Annotated in this window: 15 protein-coding genes; 7 read left to right on the top strand and 8 right to left on the bottom strand. The window is 61.9% G+C overall.

Annotated features, from left to right (window positions below):
• Positions 1–554: 554 nt before the first annotated feature.
• Genes QRN41_RS02550 through QRN41_RS02540 form a run of 3 tightly spaced genes read right to left on the bottom strand, consistent with a single transcriptional unit; the run spans position 555 to position 2,893 of the window.
• A complete protein-coding gene (locus QRN41_RS02550; protein WP_285421130.1) occupies positions 555–1,538 on the bottom strand; it encodes an alpha/beta hydrolase in 984 nt (327 codons plus the stop codon).
• Entirely contained in the window at positions 1,539–2,423 is an 885-nt protein-coding gene (ypfJ, locus tag QRN41_RS02545) for a KPN_02809 family neutral zinc metallopeptidase (RefSeq protein ID WP_034100865.1), read from the bottom strand.
• Between the two features lie 53 nt (positions 2,424–2,476).
• The gene (locus QRN41_RS02540; RefSeq protein WP_285421129.1) at positions 2,477–2,893 is read right to left on the bottom strand and encodes a membrane lipoprotein lipid attachment site-containing protein; all 417 of its coding nucleotides are present in this window, start codon (positions 2,891–2,893) and stop codon (positions 2,477–2,479) included.
• A gap of 198 nt (positions 2,894–3,091) precedes the next feature.
• Here QRN41_RS02540 and QRN41_RS02535 point away from each other — a divergent pair, with 198 nt between their 5' ends.
• On the top strand, positions 3,092–3,970 hold the full coding sequence (locus tag QRN41_RS02535; RefSeq protein WP_034139389.1) for a DMT family transporter: 879 nt from the start codon (positions 3,092–3,094) through the stop codon (positions 3,968–3,970).
• 1 nt (position 3,971) lies between these two features.
• Here the strand turns inward: QRN41_RS02535 and QRN41_RS02530 are convergent, their stop codons facing one another.
• A complete protein-coding gene (locus tag QRN41_RS02530) occupies positions 3,972–5,306 on the bottom strand; it encodes an MFS transporter (RefSeq protein WP_034100862.1) in 1,335 nt (444 codons plus the stop codon).
• Positions 5,307–5,529: 223 nt separating this feature from the next.
• On the opposite strand from QRN41_RS02530, the gene quiC reads away from it, so the two are divergent.
• Complete coding sequence (gene quiC, locus QRN41_RS02525) at positions 5,530–7,431, top strand: 3-dehydroshikimate dehydratase QuiC (protein ID WP_285421128.1); 1,902 nt, start codon at positions 5,530–5,532, stop codon at positions 7,429–7,431.
• 78 nt (positions 7,432–7,509) lie between these two features.
• Positions 7,510–8,175 carry a TetR/AcrR family transcriptional regulator gene (locus QRN41_RS02520; RefSeq protein WP_034100949.1) on the top strand — a complete coding sequence of 222 codons (666 nt, stop codon included), beginning with the start codon at positions 7,510–7,512 and terminating at the stop codon, positions 8,173–8,175.
• A gap of 133 nt (positions 8,176–8,308) precedes the next feature.
• Here the strand turns inward: QRN41_RS02520 and QRN41_RS02515 are convergent, their stop codons facing one another.
• From QRN41_RS02515 to QRN41_RS02500, 4 genes are all read right to left on the bottom strand, one after another.
• On the bottom strand, positions 8,309–9,157 hold the full coding sequence (locus QRN41_RS02515) for a shikimate dehydrogenase (protein ID WP_034139387.1): 849 nt from the start codon (positions 9,155–9,157) through the stop codon (positions 8,309–8,311).
• Positions 9,157–9,603 (bottom strand): type II 3-dehydroquinate dehydratase, encoded by a 447-nt coding sequence (gene aroQ / locus QRN41_RS02510; RefSeq protein ID WP_034100859.1) that lies wholly within the window; start codon positions 9,601–9,603, stop codon positions 9,157–9,159. The genes QRN41_RS02515 and aroQ overlap by 1 nt, the downstream gene beginning before the upstream one ends.
• A gap of 183 nt (positions 9,604–9,786) precedes the next feature.
• Positions 9,787–10,866, bottom strand: coding sequence for a tRNA (uridine(54)-C5)-methyltransferase TrmA (gene trmA, locus QRN41_RS02505; protein ID WP_285421127.1), 1,080 nt, complete (start codon positions 10,864–10,866; stop codon positions 9,787–9,789).
• Positions 10,863–12,158, bottom strand: coding sequence for an NCS2 family permease (locus tag QRN41_RS02500; RefSeq protein WP_034100857.1), 1,296 nt, complete (start codon positions 12,156–12,158; stop codon positions 10,863–10,865). The genes trmA and QRN41_RS02500 overlap by 4 nt, the downstream gene beginning before the upstream one ends.
• A gap of 188 nt (positions 12,159–12,346) precedes the next feature.
• On the opposite strand from QRN41_RS02500, the gene QRN41_RS02495 reads away from it, so the two are divergent.
• The 4 genes from QRN41_RS02495 to QRN41_RS02480 all read left to right on the top strand — a co-directional run bounded on the left by QRN41_RS02495 (position 12,347) and on the right by QRN41_RS02480 (position 16,580).
• Positions 12,347–12,793 carry a DUF4879 domain-containing protein gene (locus QRN41_RS02495; protein WP_034100948.1) on the top strand — a complete coding sequence of 149 codons (447 nt, stop codon included), beginning with the start codon at positions 12,347–12,349 and terminating at the stop codon, positions 12,791–12,793.
• A 96-nt stretch (positions 12,794–12,889) separates the two neighbouring features.
• Entirely contained in the window at positions 12,890–13,414 is a 525-nt protein-coding gene (locus QRN41_RS02490) for a (2Fe-2S)-binding protein (protein WP_034100856.1), read from the top strand.
• Positions 13,411–14,400 (top strand): FAD binding domain-containing protein, encoded by a 990-nt coding sequence (locus QRN41_RS02485; protein WP_169903488.1) that lies wholly within the window; start codon positions 13,411–13,413, stop codon positions 14,398–14,400. The genes QRN41_RS02490 and QRN41_RS02485 overlap by 4 nt, the downstream gene beginning before the upstream one ends.
• Positions 14,397–16,580: a xanthine dehydrogenase family protein molybdopterin-binding subunit gene (locus QRN41_RS02480; protein WP_040265499.1), complete on the top strand. Its 2,184-nt coding sequence runs from the start codon at positions 14,397–14,399 to the stop codon at positions 16,578–16,580. The genes QRN41_RS02485 and QRN41_RS02480 overlap by 4 nt, the downstream gene beginning before the upstream one ends.
• The last annotated feature ends 214 nt before the right edge of the window (positions 16,581–16,794 follow it).

Raw genomic sequence — 16,794 nt, 5'->3', positions numbered from 1 at the left:
GAGTGCTTGGCATACTGGGGGCGTCCATGTATGAGCGGGCTTGCCCCGCGCTGGGTTGCGAAGCAGCCCCATTCCAGGCGATGTGGTTTCAGCTGACACTCCGAGGTGCCTGAGTTTGGGGCCGCTTCGCAGCCCAGCGCGGGGCAAGCCCGCTCACCACAAGAGCCGCATCTACTGAGGTGATGTTTTCACTGAAGATAGGTAGAGACCCATGCCCCAATAGCGCTGGGTCAATCAACCCAGCTGTTACTGACTCACCGTTGTGGTGACCTGGCCTTGTTGTGGTGAGCGGGCTTGCCCCGCGCTGGGTTGCGAAGCAGCCCCATTCCAGGCGATGTGGTTTCAGCTGACACTCCGAGGTGCCTGAGTTTGGGGCCGCTTCGCAACCCAGCGCGGGGCAAGCCCGCTCACCACAGCAAGCCAAGGTCACCACAGCAAGCCCAGCTCACTACAAACAGCCGAGTTCACCACAGAGTTATTTCAGCCTTTGAGGGTTGTGTGGATACCTATGGCTATCGGGTGCTAGTCACTTCCCACAGGTTGGGCCGGTTTGTTCATTTAAAGCCGGGAAACAGTACTTTCTGGCCTTCGGGTGATCTGAGCATGCCATCGCCGTTATGCCCCACCCCTGGCACTTCCACCAGTTCTTGGCGCAGCTGCGGATGGCGTTGCTTGAGGTAGTCAAAATAGTTGTGTCCGCGAATCAGCCGATAGGCGCCCTGGGCCTCGGCCTCGCAGCCTTTGTCCAGCGCGGGGTGGTTGGGGTTGGTGTCTTGTTGGCCGAGCAGATACGTGATGGTGCGTGACACATAGGTTTGCTCAAGTTGCGCGGCGCTTTGGCCGTTGGCGTAGGTCGGCAGTTTTTGCAGGCCGTATTTCCAGTCGTCGAAAGCGGGGCAGGTCGCCGCGTCGAACGGCACGGGCCGTTGGGGGCTGAAGTAGGCGTAGGACGATGGATTGGCCACCACATAACGCAGGCGAATGCCGGCCTGATGCAAGGTCGGATGGTCATGGCCGAGGAGGGCAAAGCGCTGCACCACTTGGCCGCCGCCGGAATGACCGGCGACCACGATTTCCTTGAGTGCCGGAAACAACCGGCGATCCCCCAGATGCTCGATCAGTTGGTCCAGCGCGCCGTAGGAACTGACGCGATCTGCGCCCGTGGACTGTTCGCCGGCCATCCACTCATTGCCTTTCCAGCGCAGCACCCTGTTGTCCAAGTGATTGCGCTGCGCATCGGCCTCGTTGAGAAACTGCGGGGCGATCACCAGCGTCGTATCGGCCTGGCCCGCCTGTTCGGCGGCGGCTTCGGCACTGTGCAGGTAGGTCTGCGCATTGCGCAGGCGACCGTGCACGACGATCAGCACGCGGGTGACATGGGGCAGCGGCTGGCGCCAGTCTTGGCTTACACCCAGGCTTAAGGCGCCGGCCTCCAGCTGGAAACGCTCAGGGCTGACTACCTTGACCCCATGCTCGACGGCCCCGGCGGTAGAGCAGGCCAGGCACATACCCAGCAGCAATCCCGAGCGTTTATGCATTTACAGGCTCTTGGCGTTAAAGGTGTCGCACTGGCTGATCTGGCCTTGGGCGAAGCCGGCCTTGAACCAGCGCACCCGCTGTGCGGAGGTGCCATGGGTGAACGAATCCGGCACCACACGACCCTGGCCTTGCTGCTGCAAACGGTCATCGCCGATGGCGTTGGCTGCGTTCAGGGCTTCTTCGATGTCCCCCGGTTCCAGCCAGTTCAGACGTTTTTGTGCGCGGTTGGCCCACACGCCGGCAAAGCAGTCGGCTTGCAGTTCCTGACGCACCAACAGCCCACCGTCGCCCTGCATTTGCAGGCCTTGCTGGCGCGCGGCCTGGATCTTCGCCGAGATGCCGAGCAAGGTCTGCACGTGGTGCCCGACTTCATGGGCGATCACGTAAGCCTGAGCGAAGTCGCCAGCGGCCTGGAAGCGTTGGGACATTTCTCGGAAGAAGTCCAGGTCCAGGTACACCTGCTGGTCAGCCGGGCAATAAAACGGGCCGCTCGCCGAAGTGGCGCCACCGCAGGCGGAATTGACCCGGCCACGGAACAGAATCAGCTTGGGGTTCTGGTAGGTCTTGCCGTTTTCCTTGAACACCTGGCCCCAGGTGTCCTCGGTGTCGCCCAGCACCGCGCGGACGAAATCGGCCTGCTCATCGTTGGCCGGCGGCGCCTGGCGCGTCTGGGTGCTGACCGACGGCGCCTGCTCCATCTGACCGGTCAACTGGCCGAGGATCTGCATCGGGTCCTGGCCGGTCAACCAGCCGATACCGACAATCAGCACAATGGCCGTGAGGCTCAGGCCCTTGCCGCCGCCGAAGCGCATCCCGCCGCCACCGCCACTGTCATTGCGGGCATCCACCACGTTGTCGCTGCGTCGGCCTTTTTTCCATAGCATGGGGCAATCCTCTTGATGAACGGTCCTACAAAATATTGAGATGAGTATGGCCGTTAATCGCGGCAATACCCTTCGCCGGTCACCACAACCAGGCAGTCTTTCTTGTCCGCCAGCCATTTGAGGCCGGTCGCCGCGCCATCACCAGCGCGCAGCAGTTGCGGGCCATCCGGACGGTTGAAGGCGATCCCGTCTTCGGCCGCTTCACCCTTGAAGGTGCCGCTGTCATCGGCGTCGAGGCCGTATTGCATGGTAAGGATGTAATGACCGCGGCCGATGTTGTCGTCCTTGGCGATGGTCAGGTGCAGGCCTTCGACGCCGACCCATTTGCCCACCCACTGATCGGTTGGTGGGGTTGGCGGAACCAGGGTCGCTTGCACCGACGCGGGCGCGGGTTTCGGCGCTTGCTTGGCCTCCTGGTTGCAGGCGGCGAGCAAGACGAGGGTGGAGAGAACAAAGAGAGTTTTTTTCATAGCGGCAAAGCCTTGATTAAAAAATGTGCAACGGGAAGTCGACGTGCAGGCTTGGACTCGATTCCCATGATTTAGTGCGCTGTTCGCCCGGTGTTTGGTTATGCTCTCGGGGCAGGCTGCGGCCCGCCTGCTAGATTACCGGGTTGAGCGCGGCCTCGTTCAGTGCTCAGCGTTAAGCCCGCCACGCAAGAGAATTCCATGACTGTCAGTACCCCGCTGTCCGGCGTCAACCATCCTTTCAAAGGCATCCTGCTGATTGTGGTGGCGACCTTTCTGTTTTCCAGCCATGACGCGCTGTCCAAATACCTCGCCGGGTTCTACCCGATTGTGATGGTGGTGTGGGCACGCTATGTGGTGCACACGGTGCTGATGGCCGGGATCTTCCTGCCGCAATCGGGGTTGCGCGTGCTGCGCAGCAAACGGCCGGGGATGCAGGTGGTACGCGCGTTGTGTCTGTTGGGTACCAGCCTGTTCTTTACCACTGCGCTGCATTACATCCCGCTGGCCGAAGCCACTGCGGTGAACTTCCTCGCACCGATTCTGGTGACGGCGCTCTCGGTGCCGCTGCTGGGTGAGCATGTGACACGCGGCCAATGGCTGGCGGTGATCTGCGGGTTTATCGGCGTGTTGGTGATCATCCACCCCGGTGGCGAACTTTTCACGCCGGCGGTGCTGCTGCCGTTGTGTTCGGCGATGTTCTTCTGCTTTTACCAGTTGCTGACGCGCATCCTCAGCCAATACGACACCCCCACCACCAGCAACTTTTTCGCCGGGCTGTGCAATACCTTGGTGATGAGTGCGCTGGTGCCGTTCTTCTGGCAGGTGCCGACCCTGTGGCACGGCGTGATGATGCTGGCCTTGGGCACCTGTGGCATGACTGCGCACTTGATGCTGACCCAGGCGTTCCGCTTTGCGGCGCCGGCCTTGCTGGCGCCGTTCGGCTATTGCCAGATCGTCTTCGCGGGTTTACTGGGCTGGCTGGTGTTTGCCCATACCCCCGATATGACCACGGTGGTCGGCATCGGGGTGATCTGCATGAGCGGGTTGGCCGCTGCCTGGCAGCAGCGGCGGCGGTGAGTCAAACGTCGACTTTGGGAATCTTGCGCGGCGCCATGAAGTACATCCAGGTCAGCGCGATGAAGTACATCGCCGGGATCAGGGTGAACAACACGGTGTAGTTGTTGTTAGTCACGGTCAGGATATGGCCGACGATCTGGGTCATGAACATGCCGCCGATGGCCGCGCACATGCCGCCAAAGCCGAACACCGTGCTCATCATGTGCTTGGGCGTGTAGTCCATCACCAGGCTCCAGATATTCGCGGTCCAGGCCTGATGCGCGCCGATGGCCAGGGAGATGGCAAACACCGCCACCCACAGCTGGCTGGAGCCGGCCGCCATGATCACGCCGACGATGCAGCAGGCAAACAGCAGCATCGACAGCAACCGTGCCTTGATCGAGTTCATCCCCCGGCCGATCAAGAACGAGGAAAGAATCCCCCCACCCACACTGCCGAAGTCGGCTGTCAGATAAATGATGATCAGCGGGATGCCCATCTGCGTCACGTTGATGCCCAGGTTGTATTGCTGGTTCAAAAACGGTGGCAGCCAGTACAGGTAGAACCAGAACACCGGCGCGGTCAGCGAATAGGCCAGGGCAAAGGCCCAGGTGCCACGCATGCGCAGGATACGGCTGAAGGGCACGCGCGGTTGTTCCGGTTCGGGTTCTTGTTGCACGTAGTCCAATTCGGATTGTTTAACCGTTGGATGATCTTCTGGGTTGTAGTACTTCAGGCCCCAGCACACCAGCCAGATGCCGCCCAGTGCCGACATGCACAGGAACGCCGCCTGCCAGCCCCATACGTGCAAGATCAGCGGCAGCAACATCGGCGTCATCATCGCGCCGACGTTGGTGCCGGCGTTGAAGATGCCGGTCGCCACGGCCCGCTCGCCAGCGGGGAACCACAGGCGGGTGGTCTTGACGCAGGCCGGGTAGTTGGCGGCTTCGGTCAGGCCGAGGATAAAGCGGCAGACCATAAAGCCTACGGCGGAGGTGGCCAGGCCGTGGGCGCCGGTGGCCAGGCTCCACAGCAATACTGCGAAGAAGAACACGCGCTTGACGCCAACTCGGTCGATCAAGCGACCCTGCAGCACAAACCCGATGGCGTAGCCGACTTGGAACCAGAAATTGATGTTGGCGTAGTCCATCGCCGTCCAGCTCATTTCCTTGGCCAGGATCGGCTGCATCACGCCCAGGGCGGCGCGGTCGATGTAGTTCAGCGTGGTGGCGAAGAACACCAGGGCCAGCATGCCCCAGCGGGTTTTACCCACGGCCAGGGCGCCGCGGATCTTGCTGCCGATGCCGGCATGCGGCATGCCTGGGCGCTCGGCCAGGACGGAGTTTTGCAGAGGCATGAGGTCGTACCCGTTTTTTGAAATTTTTATGGTGTGATCTGGGTCTTTTGTGAACGTTTGTTGCCTGATCGATGGTGCGCAGCGGTTAAAAAATCGTCAATTCGCCAGTAGGGCATAGTGTTCGATAATCGCCCGAAAAACTAACCGGTTCGTACATTTTAATTGCTGCCGTTAGGCTGGGGGCGAATAATTTGCCATAAACAACCATTGCCGGGAGTTTTCCATGCAACGTTCCATCGCCACCGTTTCCTTGAGCGGCACCCTGCCGGAAAAGCTCGAAGCCATTGCCGCCGCCGGGTTCGATGGGGTGGAAATCTTCGAGAACGACCTGTTGTATTACGACGGCAGCCCGCGGGAAGTGCGGCAGATGTGCGCCGACCTGGGCATCGCTATCACCTTGTTCCAGCCGTTTCGCGACTTTGAAGGCTGCCGCCGCGACCGCCTGGCGCGCAATCTGGAGCGGGCCGAGCGCAAATTCGATCTGATGCAGGAGCTGGGCACCGACCTGGTGCTGGTGTGCAGCAATGCCTCGGCCGATTGCGTGGGCGACGAATCCATTCTGCGGGATGACTTGAGCCTGCTGGCCGAACACGCCGGCAAACGAGGCTTGCGCATTGGCTATGAAGCCCTGGCCTGGGGCAAGCATGTGAACACCTGGCAGCAGGTATGGAACCTGGTGCGTCAGGTGGATCATCCGAGCCTGGGCGTGTTGCTCGACAGTTTTCACACGTTGTCACTCAAGGGCGACCCGAGCGCCATCGCGCAGATCCCTGGCGACAAGATCTTCTTCGTGCAAATGGCCGATGCGCCGATCCTGGCCATGGATGTGCTGGAGTGGAGCCGCCATTTCCGTTGTTTCCCAGGGCAGGGCGAGTTCGACTTGGCCGGGTTTCTGGCGCCGATTATCAAAAGTGGTTACACCGGGCCGTTGTCCCTGGAAATCTTCAACGATGGTTTCCGTGCCGCGCCGACCCGCGCCAATGCCGCCGACGGGCTGCGCTCGTTGTTGTACCTGGAGGAGAAAACCCGTCAGCGCCTGGCCGAGGAACAGCCGGCCGCACCGCTGGATATCCTGTTCGAAACGCCGCCCGCCAGCGAGTACGACGGCATCGAGTTCCTCGAATTTGCCGTGGATGAAAGCCTCGGCGCCAAGCTCGCCCACTGGTTGGAGCGTCTGGGCTTCGTCAAGGCTGGGCAGCATCGTTCCAAAGCCGTCAGCCTGCTGCGCCAGGGCGATATCAACCTGATCCTCAATTGCGAGCCGTATTCCTTCGCCCACAATTTTTTCGAAGCCCATGGGCCATCGCTGTGCGCCACGGCGCTGCGGGTCAAGGACAGCGCCAAGGCCCTGGAACGCGCGGTGGCTTATAAAGGCCAGCCTTATCGCGGCCTGGTCGGGCCGAACGAGCTGGAGCTGGCGGCGGTGCGTGCGCCGGACGGCAGCCTGATTTACCTGGTGGGCCCCAGCGAAGGCGGGCTCTACGACACCGACTTCAACCTGCAACCGACCACGGCTTGCGGCGGCGGCCTGCTGCGCATCGACCATATGGCCATGGCGCTACCGGCCGACAGCCTCGACAGTTGGGTGCTGTTCTACAAGAGCCTGCTGGATTTCGAAGCCGACGACGAAGTGGTGCTACCCGACCCCTACGGCCTGGTGAAAAGCCGCGCATTGCGTAGCCGCTGCAGTTCGATTCGCTTGCCGCTGAATATCTCCGAAAACCGCAACACTGCCATCTCCCACGCGCTATCGAGCTATCGGGGCTCGGGGGTGCATCATATTGCCTTCGACTGTGCGGATATTTTCGCCGAGGTGCGCAGAGCTAAAGAGGCCGGCGTGCCATTGCTGGATATCCCGCTCAATTATTACGACGACCTGGCGGCGCGCTTTGATTTCGATGACGAGTTCCTCAGCGAGCTGGCGTACTACAACGTGTTGTACGACCGCGACGCCCAGGGCGGTGAGTTGTTTCACGTCTACACCGAGCCCTTCGAAGGACGGTTTTTCTTCGAGATCATCCAGCGCAAAAACGGCTACGCCGGTTACGGCGCGGCCAACGTGGCGGTACGCCTGGCGGCGATGGCCAAGTCGCGCAGTGGCGCGGTGCGCCAGGCGCGGCTGTGAACCCTGGCCGGGTGCTTCCTTCGGGGAGCGCCCCGGCCCATAATCGCGGCCTGCCTAACAACAATGGCCGTGAGCACCATGACGTCGAGTCCCGAACTCCCCGCAGTGTCAGACGCACCGCGCAAGAGTCGTAAGAACAATCCAGAAAAGACCCGCGAAAACATACTGCAAGAAGCCATTGTCGAGTTTGTTCAGCAGGGTTTGGCCGGCGCGCGCGTAGACGCCATCGCCGAACGCATCCACACCTCCAAGCGCATGATCTATTACTACTTCGGCAGCAAGGAGCAGCTGTACGTCGAGGTACTGGAAAAGCTCTACGGCGATATCCGCAATACCGAAACCCGCATGAACCTCACGGCGCTGGAGCCCCGTGAAGCGATCCGTCGGCTGGTGGAATTCACCTTTGATCATCACGATCAGAACGTGGATTTTGTGCGCATCGTCAGCATCGAAAATATCCACAACGCTGAATATGTGAAGCGTTCGGACTCGATCAAGGCCATGAACAGCAACATCCTCGAAGCCCTGGGCGCCACCTTGCGCCGCGGCGCCGAAATGGGCCTGTTCCGCGAAGGCCTGGAGCCGTTGGATGTGCATCTGCTGATCAACTCATTCAGTTTTTACCGAGTGTCCAACCGCCATACGTTCAGTGAGATCTTTCAGATCGAACTGTCGGATGAAGCGGTTAAACAGCGCCACCGCGATATGCTCTGCGACTCAGTGATGCGCTACCTGCAAGCCTGAGGCCTCAGGTTGGAATGCATACCAAGTGGGAGGGGGCTTGCCCCCGATAGCGATGCGTCAGTGACAGTTGGGCTGACTGAACCACTGCTATCGAGGGCAAGCCCCCTCCCACATGGTGATCTGGTTTCGTCAGTCAGGTATTCATGCTTTTGAAGTGCGTCAGCATGCGTTGCGCATCCGCCACTTTACCGCTGAACAATTCAAATGCTTTCACCGCCTGGAACACCGCCATATTGCCGCCGTCCAGAGTGCGGCAACCCAGGGCGCGAGCATCCCGTAGCAGTTGGGTTTCCAGCGGGAAGTAGACGATTTCCGCTACCCACAGCTGAGCGCGCAACAGCGCCGCCGGCACCGGTGTACCGGGAAGCTTGGCCATGCCCATCGGCGTGGTGTTGACCAGGCCATCGGCTTCGGCCATGGCGTTCTCCAGGCCGCCGCCGACTTGAGCGCGGCCGCTGCCGAAACGCTGTGCGAGGTTATCCACAAGGTCGCGGGCGCGGCTGGCGTCCACATCGAAAACACTCAACTGCTCCACCCCTTCAGCCAGCAGTGCATGCGCGACTGCCGCGCCTGCACCGCCGGCGCCCATCTGCACCACACGCTGGCGCGGCACGTCATTGAGGTTGCGCCGGAAACCTTCGGCAAACCCCAAACAATCGGTGTTGTGGCCAATGCGTTTGCCGTCCTTGAGCACCACGGTATTCACCGCGCCGATGCCTCGGGCTTCGTCGGACAATTCATCCAGTAGCGGCAGAATCGCCTGCTTGCACGGGTAGGTAATATTCAGCCCGGTAAAGTGCATCAGCTCGGCGGCGCGTAGGAGGTCGGGCAGGGCCTTGATATCCAGGCCCAAGGGATCAAGGTCGATCAGTTGGTACAGGTAGCGTAGGCCCTGGGCGTCGCCTTCCTGTTCGTGCAAAGCGGGTGTGCGGGAGGCCTGGATGCCGGCGCCAATCAGGCCGGCAAGAATGCGCGGTTTCATCAGGCACGTCCTTTGAGCAGATGGCTGAAATGTTCCAGGGCCAGGTGGTAGCCATGGCTGCCAAAACCGGCCAATACCGCTTTGGCGATGGGCGACACAAACGAATGATGCCGAAACGCCTCACGGGTATGCACATTGGATAAATGCACTTCGATCACCGGCACTTCGCTGGCTACCAACGCATCGCGGATCGCCACCGACGTGTGGGTCCAGGCGGCAGGGTTGATCACGATACCGGCGCAGCGCGCACGGGCGCCGTGGATCCAGTCGAGCAGCTCGCCTTCGTGGTTGGTTTGGCGGAATTCGATTTTAAGCCCCAGTTGCTCGGCGCTGCGGCCGCATAGAGCCGCCACGTCGGCTAGGGTTTCATGCCCGTAGGTGGCGGGTTCGCGGGTGCCGAGCAGGTTGAGATTGGGGCCATTGAGCACCAGCACGATGGGCGGCATGAGGGGTATCTCCACAGTTCTTGTTGGTTGTGGAGATAAAATGTACCGGATGGTTAATTTGGTCAATTGCCAGCGCGGCATGTGTTCGATTATCGAACCGTTAATCAAGGAAGGGCAGGTGTAGCCCACTGCGCGGCCGCTTAGCCAATGGCTCGGGCGGCCGCGCATGGAGCAATGGAACGTTTAGCGTCGGGTCAGCAACACACCCGATTCCATATGGTGCGTCCACGGAAACTGATCAAACATCGCACACCGGGTAATGCGGTGGGTGTCATGCAGTTGGGCGATGTTGGCCGCCAGGGTCTCCGGGTTGCAGGAGATGTACAGGATGTTGTCGAAACGCCGGGTGAGCTCGCAGGTGTCCGGGTCCATGCCGGCACGCGGTGGGTCCACAAACACGCTGCCGAACTCGTAGCTTTTCAGATCGATACCGTGCAGGCGGCGGAACGGGCGCACTTCGTTGAGGGCTTCGGTGAGTTCTTCGGCGGACAGGCGCACCAGAGTGACGTTCTCCACCGCGTTTTCATCGAGATTGCTCAGTGCCGCGTTTACCGAGGTCTTGCTGATCTCGGTGGCCAGCACTTTGCGCACGCGGGTGGCCAGGGGCAGGGTGAAATTACCGTTGCCGCAATACAGCTCCAGCAGATCGTCCGGGCGATCGCCCAAAGCCTCGTAGGCCCAGTTGAGCATCTTCTGGTTCACCGTGCCGTTGGGCTGGGTGAACGCGCCTTCGGGTTGGCGATAGCTGAAGGTGCGACCGCCGACTTCGAGTTTCTCTACCACGTAATCGTGGCCGATCACATCGCGTTTGCCCTTGGAGCGGCCGATGATGCTCACGTTCAGGTCAGCGGCGAGCTGGTTGGCCGCCGCGTGCCAGTGCTCGTCCAGCGGGCGGTGATAGCACAGGGTGATCATTGCATCGCCGGCCAGGGTGGTGAGGAACTCTACCTGGAACAGCTTGTGGCTCAGAGCGGCGCTGGCTTGCCAGGCGGACTTGAGTTGGGGCATCAGCTGGTTGATGCGAGCGCTGGCGATAGGGAAGTCTTCGATCAGGATCGGCGTGCGCTTATCGTCCTGGGAAAACATCGCGTAGTGGCGCTCACCGCCTTCGCGCCACAGGCGGAATTCCGCGCGCAGGCGGAAGTGCTGCAGCGGCGAGTCGAACACCCGCGGCTCGGGTGCATCGAACGGGGCGAGCAGGTCACGCAGGCGCGTGACCTTGTCTTGCAGTTGAGCGGTGTAGCGTGCGGCGTCAAAAGTCATGCGTTGAACCAGCCCAGCTTGATCACGAACAGAATCGACAGAATCACCAGCGCCGGGTTCAGCTCACGGTAGCGGCCCGAAAGCAGCTTGATGGCGGTCCAGGCGATGAAACCGAAGGCGATGCCGTTGGCGATGGAGTAAGTAAAGGGCATCGCCAGGGCGGTGATCACCACAGGCGCTGCCACAGTGATGTCGTCCCAGTCGATTTCAGCCAGGCCGGAGGTCATCAGTACGGCGACGAACAGCAGCGCCGGCGCGGTGGCGAAAGCCGGAACGCTGGCGGCCAACGGCGAGAAGAACAGTGCGAGCAGGAACAGGATCGCCACTACGATGGCAGTCAAACCGGTACGGCCACCGGCGCTCACGCCCGCGGCGGATTCGATGTAGCTGGTGGTGGTCGAGGTGCCCAGCAGCGAACCGGCCATGGCTGCGGTGCTGTCGGCGATCAGTGCACGGCCCATTTTTGGCATGTGGCCGTCCTTGCCCATCAGGCCGGCGCGCTTGGCTACGCCGATCAGGGTGCCGGAGTTGTCGAACAGGTCGACGAACAGGAAGGCGAAGATCACGCTGACCAGGCCGATATCCAGCGCGCCTTTGATGTCCAACTGCAGGAAGGTCGGGGCCAGGGACGGTGGCATTGAGGTCACGCCGCCGAATGGGGTGAAGCCCATCACAATCGACACGATGGTCACCGCCAGGATGCCGATCAGCACCGCACCGCGCACGGCCAGGGCTTCCAGCGCGACGATCAGCGCAAAGCCCAGTGTGGCGAGGATCGGCGCCGGTTGTTTCAAGTCGCCCAGGCCGACCATGGTGGCCGGGTTGCTGACTACGATACCGGCGTTGTGCAGGGCGATCAGCGCCAGGAACAGGCCGATGCCGGCAGCAATCGCCGAACGCAACGGCAAAGGGATGCTGTTGATGATCCACTCACGGATGCGAAAGATCGACAGCAGAAAGAACAGCACCGCCGAAATGAACACCGCCCCCAGCGCCACTTGCCAGGTATGGCCCATGTGCAGGACCACGGTGTAGGTAAAGAAGGCATTGAGGCCCATGCCTGGTGCCAGCGCGATCGGGTAGTTGGCGATCAGGCCCATCACGGTCGAACCGATGGCGGCCGCCAGGCAGGTCGCGACGAACACTGCGCCTTTGTCCATGCCGGTTTCACCGAGGATGCTCGGGTTCACGAACAGGATGTAGGCCATCGCCAGGAATGTCGTGATACCCGCGAGAATCTCGGTGCGCACGTTGGTGTTGTGTGCTTTGAGTTGAAACAGCTTTTCCAGCATGCCGGCTCCCTGTGACGCTATTTTGCGTCGTGATTTGTTGACCTCTAAGTCAAAGCACAAACTGCGCCAAGCGCCTGTGGTTTCAGAGAGGATCGGAAAAAGCGGCGCATCATACCAGCAGCCGAGGCTGTGTGGCGCATGGGCTTGAGGCATACTGCGCCGACGTTCAATTCACGGTCATCGACAGCATGAAAAAAGCCAACGCGTGGAGTCTAGCTCCGATCACCGCTATCAGCCTGTGGCTCGGCGCGGCACCGGTGTGGGGCGCGACTGCACCGGCCTTGAGCGAGGTGCGCGTGTTTCAGGTCGAGTCGGCGCGCTGCAAGGAAAGCATCCCCGAACGCATCACCTCCACGCAGATGTGCACGCACCGTGGGCCCACCCAGGTGTCGGTGATGGAAGTGGGGCTGGGCAACAACCCGGTGGGGCTGTTCAATGGCGCCGTACTGAACGGCCAGCGCACCCCGGTGTGCCAGGTTGGCAGCATCAGCCAGGCGTGCAACGGCGCGGGGACGCTGATGGGCTACATCTATGTATTCGAAATGGATGTGCAGGCCCCAGGCTGGTTCGAATACAGCAATTCCTCGATCAACCCCCCGCGAAACACCTTGAAGACCCAGCTCAATATCCGCTGATCAATCATCTTGAACGCTCAAAACCCCGGGAAGTCGTACCCCTGAGACGGCGATTTTCCTGAACGCCGCGGATGCAGACCAACCCGTGAGGTGTTTATGAGCGCAACCCCCCAAGGCGCGGCGGCCCAGCCGTTTGCCCGCCACTCGATACGCCTGACCCTCAATGGGCAGGCCCGCCAACTGGACGTGTTGCCCTGGACCACGCTGCTGGACCTGCTGCGCGAACAACTGGATCTGGTCGGCAGCAAGAAAGGCTGCGACCACGGCCAATGCGGTGCCTGCACCGTATTGCGCGACGGCAAGCGCGTGAACGCGTGCCTGACCCTGGCGGTGATGTGCGACGGTGCCGAGTTGACCACCGTCGAAGGGCTGGCCAGCGGCGACCAGTTACACCCCATGCAACAAGCCTTCATCAAGCACGATGCCTTCCAGTGCGGTTATTGCACCCCTGGCCAGATCTGCTCCGCCGTCGGCCTGGCCAACGAAGGCCGTGCCCACGACAGCGCGCAAATCCAGGAACTGATGAGCGGTAACCTGTGCCGCTGCGGCGCCTACAGCAATATTCGCGATGCGATTGAAGAGGCCCTGCCGGCCTGCCGTCCGGCGGGAGGCGAGCAATGAACCCGTTCCAGTACAGCAAACCGTCCGACGTGCACGAGGCCGTGCACTTGAGCAGTGCCGCGTCGCGTTTTATTGCCGGCGGTACCAACCTGCTGGACCTGATGAAAGAAAACATCAGCCGCCCCGAGCACCTGATCGACATCACCGGCCTGCCGCTGCATGGTGTCGAGCCCACCGCCGACGGCGGCGTGCGCATTGGCGCGCTGGTCAGCAACGCTGATTTGGCCTGGCACCCCTTGATCGAACAGCGTTACCCGTTGCTGTCCCAGGCCATCCTCGCCGGTGCCTCGCCGCAACTGCGCAATATGGCCAGCACCGGCGGCAACCTGTTGCAGCGCACCCGTTGCTATTACTTCTACGACGCCAGCGTACCTTGCAATAAACGCGAACCCGGCAGCGGTTGCCCGGCGCGCACCGGGTTGAATCGCATCCACGCGATCCTCGGCGCCAGCGCGCAGTGCGTGGCGACTCATCCGTCCGACATGTGCGTGGCCCTGGCGGCGCTGGAGGCGCGGGTGCATGTGCAAGGGCGCGGCGGTGCGCGGGTCATCGAGTTCGCCGACTTCCACCGTTTGCCCGGCGATGCGCCGCAACGTGACAACCAGCTGGCCGACGATGAACTGATCACTGCCATTGAATTGCCTGCCGACCACCTGGCGCGGCACAGCCATTATCTGAAGATCCGTGACCGGGCGTCCTACGCCTTCGCGTTGGTGTCGGTGGCTGCCGCTCTGGAGTTGGACGGCGATGTGATCGTCGACGCGCGCCTAGCCCTGGGCGGCGTGGCCCATAAACCCTGGCGCGACCGCGCGGTGGAGGCGGGATTGATCGGGCAGGCCGTCAGCCGCGAAACCTTCAGCCTCGCCGCCGATGCGATGTTGCAGGACGCCGAGCCGCTGGAACACAACGCTTTCAAGGTCAAGCTGGCACGGCGCGCAATCATCCGCGCCTTGAGCGATGCCGCTGTCGCAGGAGAACGCCCATGAGTGCCGTCGGAAAACCCCTGGACCGTGTCGACGGTCTGCTTAAAGTCACCGGCCAGGCGCGCTATGCCGGCGAATTTGCGCAGCAGGGCCTGCTGCATGGCAGCGTGGTCTCCAGCACCATCGCCAAGGGCCGCGTGGTTCGTATCGATGCGTCCAAGGCTCTGGCTCTGCCGGGTGTGGTCATGGTGCTCGATCACAGCAACCGGCCGCGGCTGGCCAGCTATGACGACGCGTTCGCCGATGCCGATGCCGCTGATGGTTCGCCGTTTCGCCCGCTGTACAACGACCGCGTGCTGTACAGCGGCCAGCCCCTGGCCTTGGTGATTGCCGACAACCTGGAGCTGGCGCGACATGCCGGTTCCCTGGTGCGCATCGAATACGAGCGCGATGAGTTCGAGACCGACCTCGTCGCCCAGCAGGCCGAGGCCCATCCCTCGCCACAGACACCGCCCGCGCCGCGCGGGAATTTCCAGGCCGAGTGGACCGCTGCCGCCGTCAGCCTGGACGTGCACTACAGCACCCCCATCGAACATCACAACCCCATGGAACCCCACGCCAGCACCGTGCTGTACCAGGCGGACGGCACCCTGCATATCCATGACAAAACCCAGGGGCCGCAGAACTGCCAGGCCTATGTGCAGAAAGTGTTCGGCCTGGATAAAAGCCAGGTGCGGGTGTTCGCCGCGTTTGTCGGCGGCGCTTTTGGTTCCGGCCTGCGCCCGCAGTACCAATTACCCCTGGCGGTGATGGCGTCGCTGGCGCTCAAGCGTTCGGTTCGAGTGACCCTGACCCGTCAACAGATGTTCACCTTCGGCTATCGCCCACGCACCCTGCAGCGCTTGCAAATGGGCGCCGCCGCCAACGGCCGCCTGCTGGCGCTGGGGCACACGGCGATTGGCCAGACCTCGCGTTTCGAGGACTTCAGTGAACACGTGGTGGAGTGGAGCGGCATGCTCTATCACTGCGACAACGTGCAGTTGACCTATAAGTTGGTGCCGCTGGATGTGTTCACGCCGTTGGACATGCGCGCGCCCGGCGCCGCCCTCGGGGTGATCGGTCTGGAATGCGCCATGGACGAACTGGCCTGCGCCCTGGCGATCGACCCGGTGCAACTGCGCCTGATCAACTACGCCGAGCGCAACCAGAACGAAGACAAACCCTGGTCTAGCAAAGCCCTGCGCGAGTGTTACACCGAAGGCGCCGAGCGCTTCGGCTGGAGCCAGCGCAACCCGGAACCGCGCAGCATGCGCGACGGCCGCCAATTGGTGGGCTGGGGTATGGCTGGCGGGGTGTGGGAGGCCATGCAAATGAAGGCGAGCGCCAAGGCGCGAATCGATGCCGAGGGCAAGCTCGTGGTGAGCAGCGCTACCACCGATATCGGCACCGGCACCTACACGGTGATGACCCAGATCGCCGCCCAGGCCAGCGGTGTAGCCGTGGACGACGTGCGTTTCGTGCTCGGCGACTCGTCGCTGCCCACCGCGCCGTTGCAGGGCGGTTCGTTCACTGTTTCCTCGGTGGGCACCGCTGTGCAACAAGCCTGCGAAGCCTTGGCCGCCAAACTGTTGAGCGTGGCGCGGCAGACCTATCCGGTGTTCAAGGACGCTGAGACAGTGCGCTTTGAGGATGGGCAACTGCACGCGCGTGACGTGAGCGTGTCGTTGGCGCAGTTGGTCAAGGACAGCGGTGAGGACGCCCTGGAGGTGCAGGTCGACAGCGAGCCGGACAAAAAACGCGAAGGCTATGCTACCGCCACCCATTCGGCGGTATTCGTCGAAGTGCGCGTGGATGAAGACCTCGGCACTATCAAGGTCAGCCGCGTGGTTAGCGCAATTGCGGCCGGGCGCGTGGTCAACCCGAAGATGGCCCGCAGCCAGATCCTCGGCGGCGTGGTGTGGGGCATCGGCATGGCCCTGCACGAAGAGACCCAGATAGACCATCAACTGGGCCGCTACATGAACCACAGCCTGGCCGAGTACCACATCCCTGTGAATGCTGATATCGGCGATATTGACGTGGTATTCGTCGAAGAACACGACGAGATCGTCAATGCGCTTGGGTCCAAAGGCGTCGGGGAAATCGGCATCGTCGGCGTCGCGGCGGCAGTGGCCAATGCGGTGTACCACGCCACCGGCAAGCGGGTGCGGGACTTCCCGATCACCCTGGATAAGGTGCTTTGAAATGTGGGAGGAGGCTTGCCCCCGATAGCAGCGTTTCAGTCAACAGATGCCTCGACTGTTGCACCGCCATCGAGGGCAAGCCCTCTCCCACATTGAGCTTATTGCCATAGTGGCTATGCGGTGGCTGCGAGACCGGTGTGGGAGGGGGCTTGCCCCCGTTAGCAGTGTTTCAGTCAATAGATGCCTCGACAGTTACACCGCTATCGAGGGCAAG

This window comes from Pseudomonas sp. efr-133-TYG-23 (assembly GCF_030209215.1).
Lineage (GTDB): Bacteria > Pseudomonadota > Gammaproteobacteria > Pseudomonadales > Pseudomonadaceae > Aquipseudomonas > Aquipseudomonas rhodesiae.
Note: the sequence above shows the minus strand (reverse complement) of the source record. Positions and strands in the feature narration are given on the sequence as shown.